At 74.7% G+C, this 17295-nt stretch carries 15 protein-coding genes; 7 read left to right on the top strand and 8 right to left on the bottom strand.

All coding sequences use genetic code 11. The features are described 5' to 3' along the window. Window positions 1-3: 3 nt before the first annotated feature. Genes GPA02_RS04225 through GPA02_RS04240 form a run of 4 tightly spaced genes read right to left on the bottom strand, consistent with a single transcriptional unit; the run spans window position 4 to window position 3405 of the window. Window positions 4-954: a phosphotransferase family protein gene (locus tag GPA02_RS04225; RefSeq protein WP_156198596.1), complete on the bottom strand. Its 951-nt coding sequence runs from the start codon at window positions 952-954 to the stop codon at window positions 4-6. Then, entirely contained in the window at window positions 951-1649 is a 699-nt protein-coding gene (locus tag GPA02_RS04230; protein WP_156198597.1) for an HAD hydrolase-like protein, read from the bottom strand. The genes GPA02_RS04225 and GPA02_RS04230 overlap by 4 nt, the downstream gene beginning before the upstream one ends. Continuing rightward, window positions 1646-2605, bottom strand: coding sequence for an electron transfer flavoprotein subunit alpha/FixB family protein (locus GPA02_RS04235; protein WP_156198598.1), 960 nt, complete (start codon window positions 2603-2605; stop codon window positions 1646-1648). Before GPA02_RS04235 ends, GPA02_RS04230 begins: the two co-directional genes overlap by 4 nt. Continuing rightward, window positions 2602-3405: an electron transfer flavoprotein subunit beta/FixA family protein gene (locus GPA02_RS04240; protein ID WP_156198599.1), complete on the bottom strand. Its 804-nt coding sequence runs from the start codon at window positions 3403-3405 to the stop codon at window positions 2602-2604. Before GPA02_RS04240 ends, GPA02_RS04235 begins: the two co-directional genes overlap by 4 nt. 149 nt (window positions 3406-3554) lie before the next feature. Between GPA02_RS04240 and glgX the strand changes: the two genes are divergently transcribed. The 3 genes from glgX (at window position 3555) to GPA02_RS04250 (ending at window position 7858) form a co-directional block, all read left to right on the top strand. Further along, window positions 3555-5762: a glycogen debranching protein GlgX gene (gene glgX, locus GPA02_RS04245; protein WP_156198600.1), complete on the top strand. Its 2208-nt coding sequence runs from the start codon at window positions 3555-3557 to the stop codon at window positions 5760-5762. Window positions 5763-5850: 88 nt separating this feature from the next. After that, window positions 5851-6027: a hypothetical protein gene (locus tag GPA02_RS18915; protein WP_170296829.1), complete on the top strand. Its 177-nt coding sequence runs from the start codon at window positions 5851-5853 to the stop codon at window positions 6025-6027. Window positions 6028-6211: 184 nt separating this feature from the next. Beyond that, entirely contained in the window at window positions 6212-7858 is a 1647-nt protein-coding gene (locus GPA02_RS04250) for an FAD-binding dehydrogenase (protein WP_156198601.1), read from the top strand. A 17-nt stretch (window positions 7859-7875) separates the two neighbouring features. Here GPA02_RS04250 and GPA02_RS04255 read toward each other — a convergent pair whose 3' ends face one another. Then, a complete protein-coding gene (locus GPA02_RS04255) occupies window positions 7876-8289 on the bottom strand; it encodes a transferase (RefSeq protein ID WP_240133870.1) in 414 nt (137 codons plus the stop codon). 158 nt (window positions 8290-8447) lie between these two features. Between GPA02_RS04255 and GPA02_RS04260 the strand changes: the two genes are divergently transcribed. Further along, entirely contained in the window at window positions 8448-8960 is a 513-nt protein-coding gene (locus GPA02_RS04260; protein WP_156198602.1) for a nitroreductase family deazaflavin-dependent oxidoreductase, read from the top strand. Between the two features lie 9 nt (window positions 8961-8969). Next, complete coding sequence (trpS, locus tag GPA02_RS04265; protein ID WP_193567833.1) at window positions 8970-10085, top strand: tryptophan--tRNA ligase; 1116 nt, start codon at window positions 8970-8972, stop codon at window positions 10083-10085. 6 nt (window positions 10086-10091) lie between these two features. On the opposite strand, the gene GPA02_RS04270 is transcribed toward trpS, so the two are convergent. Both GPA02_RS04270 and GPA02_RS04275 read right to left on the bottom strand, forming a co-directional pair. Beyond that, entirely contained in the window at window positions 10092-10709 is a 618-nt protein-coding gene (locus tag GPA02_RS04270) for a UdgX family uracil-DNA binding protein (RefSeq protein WP_156198603.1), read from the bottom strand. Between the two features lie 25 nt (window positions 10710-10734). Next, window positions 10735-11385 carry a TetR/AcrR family transcriptional regulator gene (locus GPA02_RS04275; RefSeq protein ID WP_156198604.1) on the bottom strand — a complete coding sequence of 217 codons (651 nt, stop codon included), beginning with the start codon at window positions 11383-11385 and terminating at the stop codon, window positions 10735-10737. A gap of 86 nt (window positions 11386-11471) precedes the next feature. Here GPA02_RS04275 and GPA02_RS04280 point away from each other — a divergent pair, with 86 nt between their 5' ends. Further along, window positions 11472-12455 carry a DMT family transporter gene (locus GPA02_RS04280; RefSeq protein WP_156198605.1) on the top strand — a complete coding sequence of 328 codons (984 nt, stop codon included), beginning with the start codon at window positions 11472-11474 and terminating at the stop codon, window positions 12453-12455. A 23-nt stretch (window positions 12456-12478) separates the two neighbouring features. On the opposite strand, the gene glgP is transcribed toward GPA02_RS04280, so the two are convergent. Next, complete coding sequence (glgP, locus tag GPA02_RS04285; RefSeq protein WP_156198606.1) at window positions 12479-15076, bottom strand: alpha-glucan family phosphorylase; 2598 nt, start codon at window positions 15074-15076, stop codon at window positions 12479-12481. Window positions 15077-15183: 107 nt separating this feature from the next. Here glgP and GPA02_RS04290 point away from each other — a divergent pair, with 107 nt between their 5' ends. Further along, a complete protein-coding gene (locus GPA02_RS04290) occupies window positions 15184-17205 on the top strand; it encodes an alpha-1,4-glucan--maltose-1-phosphate maltosyltransferase (RefSeq protein ID WP_156198607.1) in 2022 nt (673 codons plus the stop codon). Window positions 17206-17295 lie beyond the last annotated feature (90 nt).

Below are 17295 nucleotides of genomic sequence, written 5' to 3' on the forward strand. Positions count from 1 at the left end.
GCGTCACACGGGGCCGGCCAGGCCGTCCGCCAGCCGCTGCCGCAGCCAGGCCAGCGCCACCTCGCCCTGGGCACGCTGGTAGGCGCGCAGGTGCGGGATCCCGGGCGGCGGCGGCTGGACGCTGCCGTGCACGAAGAACCCGGTGATGCCGGCGAGCAGCGCGGTGGCGCGGGCCTGGTCGGCGGCCCGCCCGAGCGGGTGCGACGCCCAGATCTCGGCTGCCCGCCCCGCGCCCTCGAGCTCTGCGCTGGGCAGGAAGCACAGCAGGTCGACCCAGGGCGCGGCGGCGGCCGCGTAGGGCCAGTCGGTGAGCAGCACGCGGTCGCCGAGCCGCACCATGTTGTCGGCGCGCGCGTCGCAGTGCCCGAGACGGTCGCCGACGGACGCCTGCGCCCAGTCGATGCTGAGCTCGACGAGGAGGTCGAGGTGCTCGGCGACCCACGGGTCCCACGAGCCGAGGTCGGCACCCTCGCGCGCCGCATCGGCCCACGACGGCATGCCGCCGAAGAAGTCCGCCGCCGAGCCCAGACCGGCGGGTGCCGGCACGGCGGCCATGGCCGTGAACAGCTCGAGCGCGGCCGCGAGGTCGTCGGGTCGCCACGGCACCTCGAGCGAGGAGTCGGCCGCGTCGAACCCCATCGCGACCCACTCGCCGTCGTCGACGACCCACCGCATCCGTGGCGCCGGCACGCCGTCGGGGAGCAGCCCGTTGACGCGGGCCTCGTCCCGGTAGAGCTCGGCGCTGCGCTCGTGGAAACCGCTCGAGACGGCCTTGACGAACACGCGCTCCCCCGCGGCGGTGCGCAGCGTCGCCGCCATGCCGGGCGAGTAGCCGCCCTCGTGGCTCGTCGCCTCGACGACCTCGGCGCCGACCTGCTCGACGACCGCCTGCTGCACGTGCGCGGGCAGCTGTGCCCAGGCCAGCCGGGTGCGCGCCGGCGTCGGCGAGGTCACCGGTGGCTCCCCGCCGGCAGCGCGGCGTCCGAGACGCCCGCGAGGTGGTCGAGCACAGCCGCGGCGAGCGAGGCGACGTCGGGGACCACGCCGACCGCGCCGTCGAGCTCGCCCGGCTCGCCGTAGCCCCACCCGACGCCCAGGCAGGCGATGCCGTGCTCGGCGGCGCCCTCGACGTCGTGGTGGCGGTCGCCGACCATGAGGATGCGCTCGGTGCCGGGCACCCGCTGCGGCCCCAGCTCGGCGAGCGCGTGCGTGATCACGCTCGCCTTGGTCGAGGGCACGTGGTCCAGCGGTGCGCCGTAGACGCCGTCGACCAGCACGTCGACACCGCGACGCTCGCAGATCGGACGGGCGTACACCTCGGGCTTCGACGTCGCCACCGCGAGCGTGCAACCCGCCTCGCGCAGCAGCCGCAGCTGCTCGGGGATGCCGTCGAAGAGCTCCGACTCCCACATGCCGCCCGCCTCGAACGCCTCGCGGTAGGCCGCGACGCCGTCGAGCAGCCGGTCCTCGGGCACGCCGTGCGCGCGCAGCGCCACCGGGAGCGGCGGGCCCACGAAGGCGCGCAGCTGCGCGTCGGAGGGCACCGGCAGCCCGAGCGTCGTCAGCGCGTGCCGGGCCGAGCGCACGATGCCGGGCGCGGAGTCGCTGAGGGTGCCGTCGAGGTCGAGGAGGACGAGCGGTGCCGTCATGACTCGCGGTGCTCCCGGATCGCCTGCGCCGCGGCCGGCAGGATCTCCTGCAGGTCGCCGATCACCGCGAGGTCGGCGATCTGCACCAGCGGCGCGTCGGGGTCGACGTTGACCGCCACGATCGTGCCCGAGGCCTGCATGCCGCCGTGGTGGTGCGGTGCACCCGAGATGCCGGCGCCGATGTAGAGGCGCGGCGCGATGGTCACGCCGGTCTGGCCGATCTGGGCGTCGTGCGGCTGCCACCCCTCGTCGACGCAGTCGCGCGTCGTGCCGATCGCGGCGCCGAGCGCGTCCGCGAGCTCCTCGACGGCGGCGAAGTCGCCCTCGGTCCCCCGCCCGCCGGCGACGACGACCGCGGCCTCGGCCAGGGCCGGGCGGCCCTCGGCGCGCGGGTGCTCCTCGTGCTCGTCGAGCACGAGCCCGCGCGGCAGGGTCGCGTCCACCGACAGCGGCTCGACGGCGGTGGTCACGGCCTCGGGGGCGTCCGCCGCGACGATCGCGTTGGCGCGCACGGTCGCAACGGCGACCGGGCTGGTCACCGCGCACTCGGTCTCCCAGGTGCCGGCGAAGACGCGCTTGCCGCCGACGAGCTCGCCGGACTCCAGGCGCAGCGTGGCGACGTCGACCAGCAGACCGGCGTCGAGCAGGAACGCGGCGTGCGCCGCGGCCTCCTTGGCCACGAACGAGGTCGGCAGCAGCACGACCGTCGCGCCGGTGGCCTCCGCCGCGGTCGCGACCGCGCGGCCGGCCACGGCGGGCGCGTGCCGGGCCTCGCCCAGGTCGGCGACCAGTGCGCGGGCGACGCCGGCACGGCCGAGCGCGTCGGTGTCGGCCTCCGACAGCGGCTGCAGCGACAGCAGCACCGGGGTGCCGAGGGTGCGCGCGAGCGTCACCGACTCCAGGACGGGCGAGCGCACCTCGCCGAGGGCGACGACGAGCACGGTCGCAGCGGTCATCGGGTGCCTCCCACCAGGTCGCGCGAGACGAGGAACTCGGCCAGCCGGCGGCCGCCCTCGCCGTCGTCGTCGGTCACGATCTCGGGCCCGGGGTGCGGGGGCCGGCGCTCGGCCCGCACGACCCGGGTGCGCGAGCCGGCCGCGCCGACGGCGTCGGGGGCCAGCCCGAGGTCCTCCGCGCCGAGCGTGGTCACCTCGGCGGAGCGCGCCGCCATCAGGTCCTTCATGCGAGGCAGCCGCGGCTCGTTCGCGGTGTCGATGACCGACACGACCGCGGGCGTGGTCGCCCGCCAGCGCTCGGTCACGCCGTCGAGCTCGCGGCGGGCGACGAGGACGTCGCCGTCGACGCCGAGCTCCTCGACGACGGTCAGCTGTGGCCAGCCGAGGTCGGCGGCGACGAGCGACGGGACCACCGAGCCCAGGCCGTCGAGCGCGGCGAGACCGGTGAGCACGACGTCGACCGGGGCCTCGGCGGCGAGGTGGCGCACGGCCGCGGCGAGCACGCGCGCCGTGGCGACGACGTCGCCGCCTGCGAGCTCGGGGCCGGTGAGGTGCACCGCGCGGTGAGCACCCATCGCGAGCGCCCGGCGCAGGGCGTCGACGGCGATCGCCGGGCCGAGGGTGACCGCGACCACCTCGCCGCCGGTGTCGGCGACGAGCTGCAGGGCGGCCTCGACGGCGTTCTCGTCGACCTCGTTGAGGGTCGAGTCGTCCGCCGTGCGCAGGGTGCGCCCGGCGTCGTCGAGACCACGGTCGCTCAACAGCTCCGGGACGTGCTTGACGAGGACTGCGACGCGCATGCCCTCAGCCTGCCACGCCACGGGGCCGCAACCCGCTGCCGGCGGGCGTTGTCCGCATCACGCCACGCGCACCCGCCGGCGGGCCGTGGCGCGGCGCCGGACGCCGTCGGGCCCACTACCGTGGGACGGTCCCGTCGAAGGCATGAGAGATGACCCAGACCGCCGAGAAGGCCGTGACGCTCGTCGAGGTCACGCGAGCGACGACGCCCGCGGTGCGACCCGAGCGGTTCGGGGTGCACCTCGAGGGCGACGGCGTCGACGTCGTCGTCAGCGCCCCGTTCGCCGACGCCGTCTGGCTGTGCCTGCTCGACGGCGACGACGAGGCGCGCACCGAGAGGCGCGTCGAGCTCCTGCCGCGGCTGCACGGGTGCTGGCACGCGCACGTGCCGGGCGTCGCGGCCGGGCAGCGCTACGGCTTCCGTGTCGCGGGCCCGTGGGAGCCGGTCCACGGGCTGCGGCACAACCCCGCGAAGCTCCTGCTGGACCCCTACGCACGGGGCCTCGCCGGGCAGGTCGAGCTGCGACCCGAGATCTACGGGCACCCGGTCGGCGACGACCTGCGGCCGCTGCCCGTCGACCACCCCGACGAGCGCGACTCCGCCCCGTTCGTCGCGCACGGCGTCGTGCTCGAGGACCGGCCCGGCGGCGGCGTCGCCAACCGCCCGGGCACGACGTGGAGCCGCACGGTCGTCTACGAGGCCCACGTGCGCGGGCTGACGCTGCGGCTGCCGGACGTCCCCGAGCACCTGCGCGGCACCTACGCCGGGCTGGCCCACCCGGCGACGATCGCGCACCTGCGGCAGGTCGGGGCGACCGCCGTCGAGCTGCTCCCGATCCACGCGAAGATGACCGAGCCCGCCCTCACGCGGCGCGGCGTCGTCAACCACTGGGGCTACAACACGCTCGCGTACTTCGCCCCCGAGCCCGGCTACGCGACCCGCGCCGCCCAGGAGGCCGGGCCGGCCGCCGTCCTCGACGAGGTCAAGGGCATGGTGCAGCTGCTGCACGAGGCGGGCATCGAGGTGCTGCTCGACGTCGTTCACAACCACACGTGCGAGGGCGGCGTCGACGGCCCCACGCTGTCGTGGCGTGGTCTCGACGACCTCGGCTACTACCTCCACGACGGCTCCGCCGCGGCGCGCTACCTCGACGTCACCGGCTGCGGCAACTCGCTGGACTTCCGCCACCAGCGCACCGTGCAGATGACGCTGGACTCGCTGCGGTACTGGGTGGAGCAGGTCGGCGTCGACGGCTTCCGGTTCGACCTCATGACGACGCTCGCCCGGCGCGGCGCGCAGGTCGACATGGGGCACCCGTTCCTCGTGGCCCTCGCGTCCGACCCGGTGCTGTCCGGCGTCAAGCTGATCGCCGAGCCGTGGGACGTCGGGCCGCACGGCTGGCAGACCGGGCGCTTCCCCGCCCCGATCGCCGAGTGGAACGACCGCTACCGCGACTGCCTGCGCACCTTCTGGCTGCGCGACGCGGCCACGATCGCCGGCGGTGGCCACGGCCACGACCTGCGCGACCTCGCCACCCGGCTGGCGGGCTCGGCCGACATGTTCGCCCACACGGGCGTGCCCGGCGGGCGCGGGCCGGTCGCCTCGGTCAACTTCGTGACGGCGCACGACGGCTTCACGCTCGCCGACCTCACCTCCTACGACGTCAAGCACAACGAGGCGAACGGCGAGGACAACCGCGACGGCAGCGACGACAACCGCTCGTGGAACCACGGCGTCGAGGGCCCGACCGACGACCCCGAGGTGCTTGCCGCCCGCCGCCGCAGCCGCCGCAACCTGCTCGGGACGCTGCTGCTGTCGGCGGGCACGCCGATGCTCACCGCTGGTGACGAGATCGCCCGCACCCAGCACGGCAACAACAACGCCTACTGCGCGCCGATCGACGGCGACGACTCCTGGCTCGCCCTCGACTGGGACCTCGACGAGCACCAGCGCGACCTGCTGGCCACTGTCGCGCACCTGACGGCGCTGCGGCGCGAGCACGTCGTGCTGCGGCCGTGGCGGTTCCGCCGCCCGGACGAGGCGCGCTCGGGCCGGCCCACGCTCGTGTGGTTCGACGAGCACGGCGAGGCCCTGACGATCGACCTGTGGCACGACCCGCACCGGCGCGTGCTGCAGAAGTACCGGGTCAGCCCCGAGGAGCACGGCCGCGACATGCTGCTGGTGGTCAACGGAGCGGCGAACGACGTGCAGGTGACCGTGCCCGATGTCGGCCGGGGGTTCGAGCTCGTGTGGGACTCGGTGTGGGAGCGCCCCACGGGGCACGAGCCGGTCACGGTGCACGGCGGCACCGTCACGACGGTGCCCGGGCTCAGCGTGCGGCTCTACCTCGGCGCCTGAGCGAGATCCACCGACCCCCCGGGTCGGCAGGGCGCGCGCGACGGCTGCGACGTAGCGTGGACGGACCACCGACTCGAAGGAGAGCGTCATGACCAGCACCCCCACCCCGCCCGTGGTCCCGCTGCCCGACGACGAGGGCGACGACACGACGCTGCTCGGCGAGGACGAGCGCCCGCTCGACACCGACCTCGACGACGACGCCGTCGACAGCGCCGAGGCCGACCGCCGCGCCGCCACCGAGGGCGAGATCGGCGAGGACGCCTAGCCGCTGTCGACCCACTTCTGCCCCCTCTCCCGGAGTCAACCCACTTCTGCCCCCAGGGTCTCGACCGGCGCCTGCCATCCCGAGCAGGTCGAGAGCGGCTCGCGCGGCAGGAGTGGGTTGAAACCTGTCGAGGGGCAGAAGTGGGTTGAAACCTGCTGCGGGGGGTCTCGCTAGGGTGCGGGTCATGACAGACACCGACGTCGTCGTCGTGGGAGCCGGTCTCTCCGGGCTGGTCACCGCCACCGAGCTGGTGGCGCGGGGCAGGCGCGTGACGCTGCTCGACGCCGAGCCGGCCGGCGCGCTGGGCGGGCAGGCCTGGTGGTCCTTCGGCGGGCTGCTGCTCGTCGACTCCCCCGAGCAACGGCGTCTGGGCGTGCGCGACTCCCCCGACCTCGCGCTCGCCGACTGGCTCGCCTCCGCCGACTTCGCCGAGGGCGCCGATCGCGGTGAAGGCCCGGACCGCAACGGCTACGCGTGGGCGCAGGCCTACGTCGAGCTCGCCGCGGGCGAGCTGCGGCCCTGGCTGCGCGCCAAGGGCGTGCGGTGGTTCCCGCTCGTGCAGTGGGCGGAGCGGGGCGGGCACGCCACGCACGGTCGCGGCAACACCGTGCCGCGCTTCCACGTCACGTGGGGCACCGGTCCGGCGATCCTGGAGCCGTTCGTGCGCGCGGCGCGCGATGCCCGCGCGGCCGGCACCCTCGACGTCCGGTTCCGGCGCCGCGTCACCGACCTCCTCACCGTCGGCGGTGCCGTCGTCGGCGTGCGGGCGGACGTGCTCGCCGACGACGCGCCCGGGCGTGGACGCCCCAGCTCGCGCGAGGTCGTCGGCGAGGAGCAGGTGACGGCGGAGGCGGTCGTCGTCGCGACCGGTGGCATCGGCGCCAACCACGAGCTGGTGCGCTCGCTGTGGCCGCGCGCCGCGGGCCGGCTGCCGCAGGACCTGCTCTCTGGCGTGCCCGACTCGACCGACGGCGTGGTGCTCGACCGCGCCGCCGCCGCGGGCGCCGCGATCGTGCACACCGACCGGATGTGGCACTACCCGGAGGGGCTGCCGATGCAGCCGCCGGTATGGAGCCGCCACGGGGTGCGGATCCTGCCCGGTCCGAGCGCGCTGTGGCTCGACGCCGACGGCCACCGGCTGCCCGCGCCGCTGTTCCCCGGCTTCGACGCCCTCGGTGCGCTCATGCACCTGACCGAGCACGGCCACGAGCACTCGTGGTTCGTGCTCAACAAGGCGGTCATGGTCAAGGAGTTCGCGTTCTCCGGCTCCGACATGAACCCCGACCTCACCGGCAAGAGCGTGCGGCAGCTGCTCAAGCGGGTGACGAGCGGCGCCACCCCGGTCGTCGAGTTCGCGAAGACCTCGCCCGACTTCGTGTGGGCCGACGACGTCGCCGGGCTCGCGGCGGGCATGAACGCCCTCACCGGGACCTCGCAGATCTCCGCGAGCGCGCTCGCGGAGGTGGTCGCGGCGCGCGACGCCGCGGTCACCGCGGGGGGCGACCCGCAGATCGAGGAGATCCGACGGGCGCGCAGCTACGTCGTCGACAGGCGGATGCGGGTGGCCGAGCCGGCGCCGCTCACGCGGCCCGAGGACGGGCCGTTGCTCGCCGTGCGGCTGCGCGCACTCACCCGCAAGACGCTCGGCGGCCTGCACACCGACGTCACCGGCCGGGTGCTGTGCCCCGACGGCGAGGTGCTGCCGGGGCTCTGGGCGGTCGGCGAGGCCGCCGGGTTCGGCGGCGGCGGCATCCACGGCAGCCGCTCGCTCGAGGGCACGTTCCTCGGCGGCTGCCTGCTCACCGGCCGGGTGGTGGGCCGCGCGATCTGAGCGGCGGCCCACCGGCCTCAGGCGGCCCGGGCCTCCTGCTCCACGCCCGCGGACGTCACCCGTGCACCGGCCGGGATCTCGAGGTCGGTGCCGACGGTGACGCGGGCGAGCACGTGCGCGCCCGCCCCCAGGCGGGTGCGGCTGCCGATCCGCGCGTACGGGCCCACGACCGCGTCGGGGCCGACGTGGACGGCGGTGGCGAGGTAGGCCCCCTTCTCGACGCGGGCACCGGGCTCCACCCAGCACCCCGGGCCCAGCCGGGCATCGGCGCACACCGTGGCGTCGGGGTCGACCCACGCGGTCTCCTCGATGCGTGCGCTCGGGTCCGCCTGGGCGCGCATCGCGACCATGCCGCCGCCGTTGTCGTGACGCCGGTAGCGCACGACGGTGCCGTCGTCGAGCTCAAGCTCCTCGTACTTGCGCTTCCTCACATGTCCCTCTCGGTCGGTGGTGTTCTCTGCTTGACATAACGAAGGAGATGCCCGAAGGATTCCCGATCCGGCGGCCTCCGGCGGGCGTGCCGCCTCCGTCCGGTACCCCGTGCCCGGCGCGTGGAACCGTCCCGCCCGGGAGGGCTACCGTCGACGCCATGACCGCTCGCCGCCCCGTGCCCGCCCTGGTCACCCGAGCGGTCGCCGCGCTGCTGCGCACCCGCTGGTTCGTCCGCTCCCCGATCGCGCTGTACCGCCGCGGTCTGGGCCGCTGGTTGGGCGACCGGCTGCTGATGCTGGAGCACCGTGGCCGCCGGTCGGGGCTGGTGCGCCGGGTCGTCCTGGAGGTGGTCGAGCGCCCCTCCCCAGGGCGCTTCGTCGTCGTGTCCGGCACCGGCGAGCGCGCGGACTGGCTCCGCAACGTGCGCGCCCACCCCGGCGTGCGGGTGAGCAGCGGCGCGCTGGGGTCCGTGCCGGCGACCGCGCACGAGCTGCCGCACGAGGCCGCGGTGGCCGTGCTCGCGCGCTACGCCGAGGCGCACCCGGTCGCGTGGAGCGTGCTGTCGTCGGCGATGTCCGAGGGCCTCGGGACCGCGCAGGACCTGCTTCCGGTCGTCGCGATCGACCTGGCCGACGGCGGTGGTGCCGAGGCACCCGCCGGACCTCAGTAACCTCTTCCGGTGACCACCGAGCCGTTCGACGACGCCCCCGACTTCGAGCCCGACGAGATCTCCGACCGGTCGTTGCTGACCGCGCAGACGCGCAGCGCGCAGATCGAGGCGCAGCTCGAGGTCGACCCCTCGCAGTTCCGCGTGCTCACCGGTGACCGGCCGACCGGCCGGCTGCACATGGGCCACTACCTCGCGACGCTGCGCAACCGGGTGCGGCTGCAGGACCTCGGCGTCGAGACGATGATCCTCGTCGCGGACTACCAGGTGATCACCGACCGCGACGAGATCGGGTCGATCGCCGACCGCGTGCGCGACGTCGTCACCGACTACCTCGCGGTCGGCATCGACCCGGCCCGCTCGACGGTGTTCGCGCACTCCGCGGTCCCGGCGCTCAACCAGCTGATGCTGCCGTTCCTCAGCCTGGTGACCGACTCCGAGCTGCGGCGCAATCCGACGGTCAAGGCCGAGCACGACGCCACGGGCGGTCGCCCGATGAGCGGGCTGCTGCTCACCTACCCGGTGCACCAGGCGGCGGACATCCTGTTCTGCAAGGCCAACCTCGTGCCGGTCGGCAAGGACCAGCTGCCGCACCTCGAGCAGACGCGCGTCGTCGCGCGCCGCTTCAACGACCGCTACGCGGGCGGCCGCCAGGTGTTCCCCTCCCCCGACGCGCTGCTCGCGGAGTCGGTCAACGTGCTCGGCGTCGACGGCACCAAGATGAGCAAGTCCAAGGGCAACACGATCGACCTCGCGATGACCGAGGACGAGACCGCGAAGCAGATCAAGCGCGCCGTCACCGACTCCAACCGCACGATCACCTACGACCTCGACAACCGCCCCGAGGTCGCGAGCCTGCTGCGGATGGCCGCGACGCTGTCCGACCGCGACCCGGTCGCGATCGCCGACGAGATCGGCGACGGCGGCGGTGGTGGCCTCAAGCGCCTCGTCACCGAGGTGGTCAACGAGCACCTGCGCCCGATCCGGCAGCGCCGGCGCGAGCTCGAGGCCGATCCGGGCTACGTCGCGAGCGTGCTCGCCGAGGGCAACGCCCGCGCCAACGAGATCGCCGACGCGACGCTCGCCGAGGTGCGCGAGGCGATGGGGATGGTCTACTCCGCCTCCTGAGGCGCCTCAGCCGGCGGCCGCCGCGGTCCGCAGGTCGGCGACCAGTGCCGCGAACGCCTCGTCGTAGCCGCCGCGCCCCCGCAGCCGCAGCAGCGCCGAGGGGTGCGTGGTGAGCACGACAGCGCCGACCGCCTCGGGGCCGTCGAGCACGCGGCCGCGCTCCGCCGTCACGCGCACGGGTCGGCCGAGGACCGCACGCCCGGCGGTCGCGCCGAGCGCGACGACGACCGCGGGGCGTACCGCCTCCAGCTCGGCGACCAGCCACGGGTGGCACGCCGTCACGTGCGCGACGCCCGGCTTCTTGTGGATCCGCCGCGGACCGCGCTGGTCGAACCTGAAGTGCTTGACGGCGTTGGTCAGGTAGGCCTGCTCGCGCGTGACGCCCGCGGCCGCGAGCGCCTGTTCCAGCACACGGCCCGCCGGGCCCACGAACGGCTCGCCCTCGACGTCCTCGTGGTCGCCGGGCTGCTCGCCCACGAGCAGCAGCCGAGCCGAGGCCGGGCCGGCGCCGAAGACCACCTGGGTGGCGTCCTGCCACAGCTCGCAGCCGCGGCAGGCGGTCGCCGCCTCCGCCAGCGCCGGCAGCACGCGCCGCGCGGGCACCCAGGGCCCGGCGTCGGTCATCCCCCGACGGTACGCCTGCCGCCGCTCAGCCCGGCGACGCCGTCACCTCGCCGAGCAGCGCATGCGCCTGACGGCGCAGCGCGGTCGCGATCCGTTCGGCGCTCAGCCCCAGGTCGTGCCGCTGGTGCCGGAACACCTCGGGAGCCAGCGGCGCGAGCACGAGGTCGACCTCGGCGTCGGGGTCGGGCACGCCCGCGGCGGCGAGCAGCCCGCGCACGTGCAGCCGCCAGGAGCCGTAGGCGCCCGTGGCGAACCTGCTCGCGCCGGTCTCGGCACCGAGCGCGAGCGGCAGGTGCTCCTCGAGGAGCGTGACCATCGCCTCGTAGAAGGCCGCGAGCCGGTCGGCCGGCGGGGCCCCCGGACCGAGCGGTGGCGGGCCGCCGACCATCGCCTCCTGCAGCGTCCTCTCGTGCTCGTCGAGCAGCGCGACGGCGACCGCGGCGGTCGTCGGGAACCGCCGGTACACCGTCGCGCGCCCGACCCCTGCGGCCTCGGCGATGTCGCCCATCGTCACGGTGGCGGGGTCGCGCTCCGCGAACAGCCTGCGCGCCGCCTCGAGCACGCGCTGCCGGTTCCGGGCCGCGTCGGCGCGCTCGTGCACGGTCCCGTCCCGACGCAGCGCCGGCGTGTCGAGAAGGACGACGCCGGACCTTCGTGGCCGATGCCTGTCGCGCATCCCCCCAGGGTACGGGAATAACCGGACACCATGTCCGATTGATCATCTGGACAACGTGTCCAGTTCTTGCTCCCGGAGGTGTCCCCATGACTCTGCTGCTGGCGCTCTCGGCCCTGCTGGTCGGCGGCCTGCTCGCCGTGCAGGCCTCGGTCAACCAACGACTCAGCGCCACCGTCGGCACCCCCTTCGGCGCCTCGACGGTGCAGCTCGCCGTCGCAGCGCTGTCACTCGCGGCGGTGGCCGCGGCGACCGGCGCGATCGGAGCGGTCTCGGCCGTACCGCACGTGCAGCCCGGCTGGCTCCTCCTCGGCGGTCTCGCCAGCCCGCTCTACATCACGGCGGGCATCCTGCTGCTGCCACGGCTCGGCGCGCTCAGCGCCGTCGGCCTGTTCGTCGCCGGTCAGGTGCTGATGTCGCTCGTCCTCGACACCGCCGGCTGGCTGGCGGTGCCGGTGCAGCAGCTGAGCGCCGGACGCGTGCTCGGCGCGGCGACCGTGGTCGCCGGGATCGCGACGGTGGTCCGCTCCCAGCGCGCGGGCCTGTACCGACGCGCACCGGTGCTGGTCGGCGCGCGCGAGACCATCGCGCCGGCCACCGAGCTCGACGCCCCGCGCCACCGTGCCGGCTGGGTGACGCTCGGCCTGCTGGCCGGCGCCGGACTCCCGGTGCAGGGCGCGGTCAACGCCCGGCTCCGCGAGCAGGTCGGGGCGCCGCTCGCGGTCGGCACGATCAGCTTCACGGTCGCCACGCTCGCGATCGCGGCCGTGCTGCTGGCGCTGCTCGCGCTGCGCCGCACGCCCGCACCGCGGCTGCGGGCGCTGCCGAGCATGCCCTGGTGGGGCTGGCTCGGCGGCATCTGCGCGGCGACCTACGTCACCGGCACGTTCCTGCTGCTGCCGGTGATCGGCGCCGCCGTCACGGTCGCGCTGACGGTGTCGGGGCAGCAGCTCGCGTCGGCCGCCGTCGACCGCTTCGGCTGGTTCGGCATGCCGCGCCGCCCGCTCACGCCGTCACGCGTGCTCGGGCTCGCTCTCCTGCTGGCCGGCTCGGCGCTCGTCCAGCTCGCGTGAGCCCGCGCGCCCGGCGCGAGGCGTCAGGCGGTGGCGACCAGACCGAGCTCGGTGACCGCCGCCAGCGCCGGGTGCCGGGGCACGACGCGCACCGCGTAGCCGAACGCGCCCGCACGCTCGAGCGTGAGCTCGCGCGCGAACTGGTAGCGGCCGCCCTCGTAGGTCTCCACGAGGTCGAGCGGCGCCGTCGAGAAGTCCGCGATCTCGTCGTCGTCGCCGACGAGGCCGTGGTTGACCTGCACCTCGACGTCGGACGGCGCGAGGTCGCCCAGCGACACGAACGCCTTCACGGTCACGCGATCGCCCACCTTGACGGCCTCGTGCAGGCCCTCGGACTCCACGTGGTCCACGCGCACCGACGGCCAGGCGGCGCGCACGCGTGCCTTCCAGTCCGCGAGCTCGACGGCGCCGGTGTGGCCGGGGCCGTCCATCTCGCGGAACGAGAGCGCCGTCGGGGCGTAGAGCTGCTCGACGTAGTCGCGGACCATGCGGGTCGCCTGCACCTTGGGGCCGAGCGTCGCCAGCGTGTGCCGGACGTTCTCCAGCCAGTGCGTCGGCAGCCCGGTCTCGGGGTCGCGGTCGTAGAACCGCGGCGCGACCGTGTTCTCGATGAGGTCGTACAGCGCGGCGGCCTCGAGGTCGTCGCGGCGGTCGGGGTCGTCGACGCCGTCGGCGGTCGGGATCGCCCAGCCGTTCTGGCCGTCGAACATCTCGTCCCACCAGCCGTCGAGGATCGACAGGTTCAGCGAGCCGTTGAGCGCGGCCTTCATGCCGGACGTGCCGCACGCCTCGAGCGGCCGCAGCGGGTTGTTGAGCCAGACGTCGGTGCCCGGGTAGAGCGTCTGCGCCATCTCGATGTCGTAGTTGGGCAGGAACACGATCCGGGTGCGGACCTCGGGGTCGTCGGCGAACTGGACGAGGCGCTGGATCAGCCGGATGCCCTGCTCGTCAGCCGGGTGCGACTTGCCGGCGACGACGATCTGGATCGGCCGCTCCGGGTGCGTCAGCAGCTTCTTGAGCCGGTCGGTGTCGCGCAGCATCAGCGTCAGCCGCTTGTAGGTGGGCACGCGGCGCGCGAACCCGATCGTGAGCACGTCGGGGTCGAGGACGTCGTCGACCCAGCCGAGCTCGGCGGGCGAGGCGCCGCGGGCCAGCCAGGAGGCCCGGACGCGACGGCGCGCGTCCTCGACCAGCCGCGAGCGCATGATCGAGCGCAGCCGCCACAGCGTGTCGTTGGGCATGCCGTGCTCGGTCTTGAGCCAGCCGGAGCCGTCGGCGATCTCCTCCAGCGAGAAGTGCTCGGCCTGCGCCTCGGCGAACAGCGGGTCGACCCAGGTCGGCGAGTGCACGCCGTTGGTGATCGAGCCGATCGGCACCTCGGAGGTGTCGAAGCCCGGCCACAGCGCCTTGAACATCTCGCGCGAGACCTTGCCGTGCAGCTGGGCGACGCCGTTGGCGCGCTTCGCCATGCGCAGCCCCATGACCGCCATGTTGAAGATGCCCTCGCTGCCGCCCTCGTAGTCCTCGGCGCCGAGCGCGAGCACGCGGTCGACCGGCACGCCCGGCAGCTCGGCGGCGCCGCCGAAGTACTGCGCGACGAGGCCGGCGTCGAACCGGTCGATGCCCGCGGGCACCGGGGTGTGGGTCGTGAAGACCGTGCCGGCGCGGACCGCCTCGACCGCGGCGTCGAACGTGAGGCCCTCGGCCTCGACCAGCTCGCGGACCCGCTCGATGCCGAGGAAGCCGGCGTGACCCTCGTTGCAGTGGTACACCTCGGGCGCCACGCCGTCGGTGAGGCGGGCGTGCAGACGCAGCGCCTTGACACCGCCCATGCCCAGCAGCAGCTCCTGCTGCAGGCGGTGCTCGCTCGTGCCGCCGTAGAGCCGGTCGGTGACACGACGCATCGCGTCGTCGTTCTCGGGCACGTTGGAGTCGAGCAGCAGCAGCGGCACCCGGCCGACGTCGGCCCGCCACACCTGGGCGTGCAGCTGCGCGCCGCCGGGGAGACCGAGCGTCACGCGGGCCGGGGTGCCGTCGGGCTCGCGCAGCAGCGTCAGCGGCAGGTTGTCGGGGTCGAGCAGCGGGTAGGTCTCGGACTGCCAGCCGTCGCGCGTGAGCGACTGCCGGAAGTAGCCGGCGCCGTACAGCAGCCCGACGCCGACGATCGGGACGCCGAGGTCCGAGGCGCTCTTGAGGTGGTCGCCGGCGAGGATGCCGAGACCGCCCGAGTACTGCGGCAGCGCCGCGGTGATGCCGAACTCCGCCGAGAAGTAGGCGATCGAGCGCGGCAGCTCGGCCTCGCCGGCGGCCGCGCGCCGCTCCGCCTCGCGCTGGTACCAGCGGGGCTCGCTGAGGTAGGTCTTCAGGTCGGCGGCCAGACCCTGCACCCGCGCGACGACGTCGCCGTCGGCCGCGAGCGCCGCGAGCCGCTCCGGGGTCAGCGTGCCGAGCAGCCGCACCGGGTCGCCGTGCACCGCCTCCCAGCGCCGCGGGTCGAACGACGCGAACAGCTCGCGCGTGGGCGCGTGCCAGGACCAGCGCAGGTTGAGCGCGAGCTCGTCGAGAGCGCCGAGCGCCTCGGGCAGGACGGTCCGGACGGTGAATCGGCGGATGGCTCTCACGGCGGGGAGTGTAACCAGGGAAGCTGTCGCGGCCGTCACGGGCCACCGGGACGCCGGACGGTCCCAACCGCGCGGCCTGCGCCGATGGTTCTCGGTAGGTTCGATCTGTGACGACCGACACCCCTCTCCCCACGCCCTACGCCCCGATCGGACGCATCCCCGTCGTCGAGGTCGGACCGATCGTCGAGGGCGGGCGCTGGCCCACGAAGGCGGTGGTCGGTGAGGTCGTGCCGGTCCGTGCGACCGTGTTCCGGGAGGGCCACGACGCCGTCGCCGCGACCGCGGTGCTGGTGGCGCCCGACGGCACCGACCACACGAGCGTGCGGATGCGCGACGTGGCGCCCGGGCTGGACCTGATGCTCGCGCACGTCGTCCCGGACGCCGAGGGGCTGTGGGGGTTCCGCGTCGAGGGCTGGTCGGACCCGTACGGCACCTGGGAGCACGACGCCACGATCAAGGTGCACGCCGGCGTCGACGTCGAGCTCATGCTCACCGAGGGCGCACTCGTCCTCGAGCGCGCGGCCGCCCAGCCCGCGCTCACCACGCAGCAGCGCTCCGTCCTGCTCGACGCCGTGACGGCGCTGCGCGACGCCCGCCGCCCGGCGGAGGCCCGGCTGGCGGCCGGCACCGCTCCCGAGGTGCGCGAGGTGCTCGACGCCGTGCCGCTGCGCGACCACGTCTCCAGCAGCGCCACCTACCCGCTGCGGGTCCATCGGCAGCGCGCGCTCTACGGCTCCTGGTACGAGATGTTCCCGCGCTCGGAGGGTGCGGTGCAGGACCCGGAGACCGGTCGCTGGCGGTCCGGCACGCTGCGCACCGCGGCGCGGCGGCTGCCCGCGATCGCTCAGATGGGGTTCGACGTCGTCTACCTCACCCCGATCCACCCGATCGGCACGACGAACCGCAAGGGCCGCAACAACACGCTGACCGCGCTGCCGGGCGACCCCGGGTCGCCGTACGGCATCGGCTCGCCCGAGGGCGGGCACGACGCGATCCACCCGGACCTCGGCACGATCGCCGACTTCGACGCCTTCGTCGCGCGCGCCCGCGAGCTCGGGCTCGAGGTCGCGCTCGACATCGCGCTGCAGGCCTCCCCCGACCACCCGTGGGTCACCGAGCACCCCGAGTGGTTCACGACACGCGCCGACGGCTCGATCGCCTATGCGGAGAACCCGCCGAAGAAGTACCAGGACATCTACCCGCTCAACTTCGACAACGACCCCGAGGGCATCTACGTCGCGATCCGCGACATGCTCGTGCACTGGGCCGAGCACGGTGTGACCGCGTTCCGGGTCGACAACCCGCACACCAAGCCGCTGCCGTTCTGGGAGCGGCTGCTGCGCGAGTTCGACGAGCGCTACCCCGACATCGTGTTCCTGTCGGAGGCGTTCACCAAGCCGGCGATGATGCGCACGCTCGCGACGATCGGCTTCCACCAGTCGTACACCTACTACGCGTGGCGCAACACCGCCGGGGAGCTCGCCGAGTACCTGCGGGAGGTCTCCGGCGACCTCGGTGCCGTCATGCGGCCCAGCTTCTGGCCGACGACGCACGACATCCTCACGCCCTACATGCAGCAGGGCGGCGTCCCCGCGTTCGCGATCCGTGCCGTCATCGCCGCGACCGCGTCGCCGACGTGGGGCATCTACTCCGGCTACGAGCTCGCCGAGTCGGTGGCGCGCCCGGGCGCCGAGGAGCAGATCGACAACGAGAAGTACGAGTACAAGCCGCGCGACTGGGAGGAGGCCGCGCGCCGCAACGGGCTCACCGACCTGCTCACGCGGCTCAACCAGATCCGGCGCGAGCACCCGGCGCTGCAGCAGCTGCGCAACCTCACGGTGCACGGCTGCACCGACGACGCGATCCTGTGCTTCTCCAAGAGACTGGCGCCCGAGCACGCGCCCGACGGCGTCGGCGACACCGTGATCGTGTGCGTCACCACCGACCCCTACGCGACCCGGCAGGGGCACCTGCAGCTCGACATGGCCGCGCTCGGCCTGGCCGACGACGCCGGCTTCGTCGCCCACGACGTGCTGTCCGGCCAGACCTTCGCCTGGGACGCCCACCCGTTCGTGCGGCTCGACCCGCACGGGTCGTGCGCGCACGTCGTGGTCGTCGGGGGCCGCTGACGCACGGGCTCGGGCTCGCCCCGACCCCCCTCGGGTCGGCCCGCGCGAGCAGCGCCGCGACCGTAGGCTGGAACCGCCGTCGAGCGAGGA

The sequence above is a fragment of the Actinotalea caeni genome (genome assembly GCF_009733795.1).
In the GTDB taxonomy this organism is placed as follows: domain Bacteria; phylum Actinomycetota; class Actinomycetes; order Actinomycetales; family Beutenbergiaceae; genus Pseudactinotalea; species Pseudactinotalea caeni.

Coding starts and splice junctions, on each gene's coding strand:
- GPA02_RS04260 (WP_156198602.1), top strand. CDS start 8,448: ATGACCGCTCGCCGCCCCGTGCCCGCCCTGGTCACCCGAGCGGTCGCC.
- GPA02_RS04275 (WP_156198604.1), bottom strand. CDS start 11,385: ATGCGCGACAGGCATCGGCCACGAAGGTCCGGCGTCGTCCTTCTCGAC.
- GPA02_RS04270 (WP_156198603.1), bottom strand. CDS start 10,709: ATGACCGACGCCGGGCCCTGGGTGCCCGCGCGGCGCGTGCTGCCGGCG.
- GPA02_RS04230 (WP_156198597.1), bottom strand. CDS start 1,649: ATGACGGCACCGCTCGTCCTCCTCGACCTCGACGGCACCCTCAGCGAC.
- glgX (WP_156198600.1), top strand. CDS start 3,555: ATGACCCAGACCGCCGAGAAGGCCGTGACGCTCGTCGAGGTCACGCGA.
- GPA02_RS04235 (WP_156198598.1), bottom strand. CDS start 2,605: ATGACCGCTGCGACCGTGCTCGTCGTCGCCCTCGGCGAGGTGCGCTCG.
- GPA02_RS04240 (WP_156198599.1), bottom strand. CDS start 3,405: ATGCGCGTCGCAGTCCTCGTCAAGCACGTCCCGGAGCTGTTGAGCGAC.
- GPA02_RS04250 (WP_156198601.1), top strand. CDS start 6,212: ATGACAGACACCGACGTCGTCGTCGTGGGAGCCGGTCTCTCCGGGCTG.
- GPA02_RS18915 (WP_170296829.1), top strand. CDS start 5,851: ATGACCAGCACCCCCACCCCGCCCGTGGTCCCGCTGCCCGACGACGAG.
- GPA02_RS04280 (WP_156198605.1), top strand. CDS start 11,472: ATGACTCTGCTGCTGGCGCTCTCGGCCCTGCTGGTCGGCGGCCTGCTC.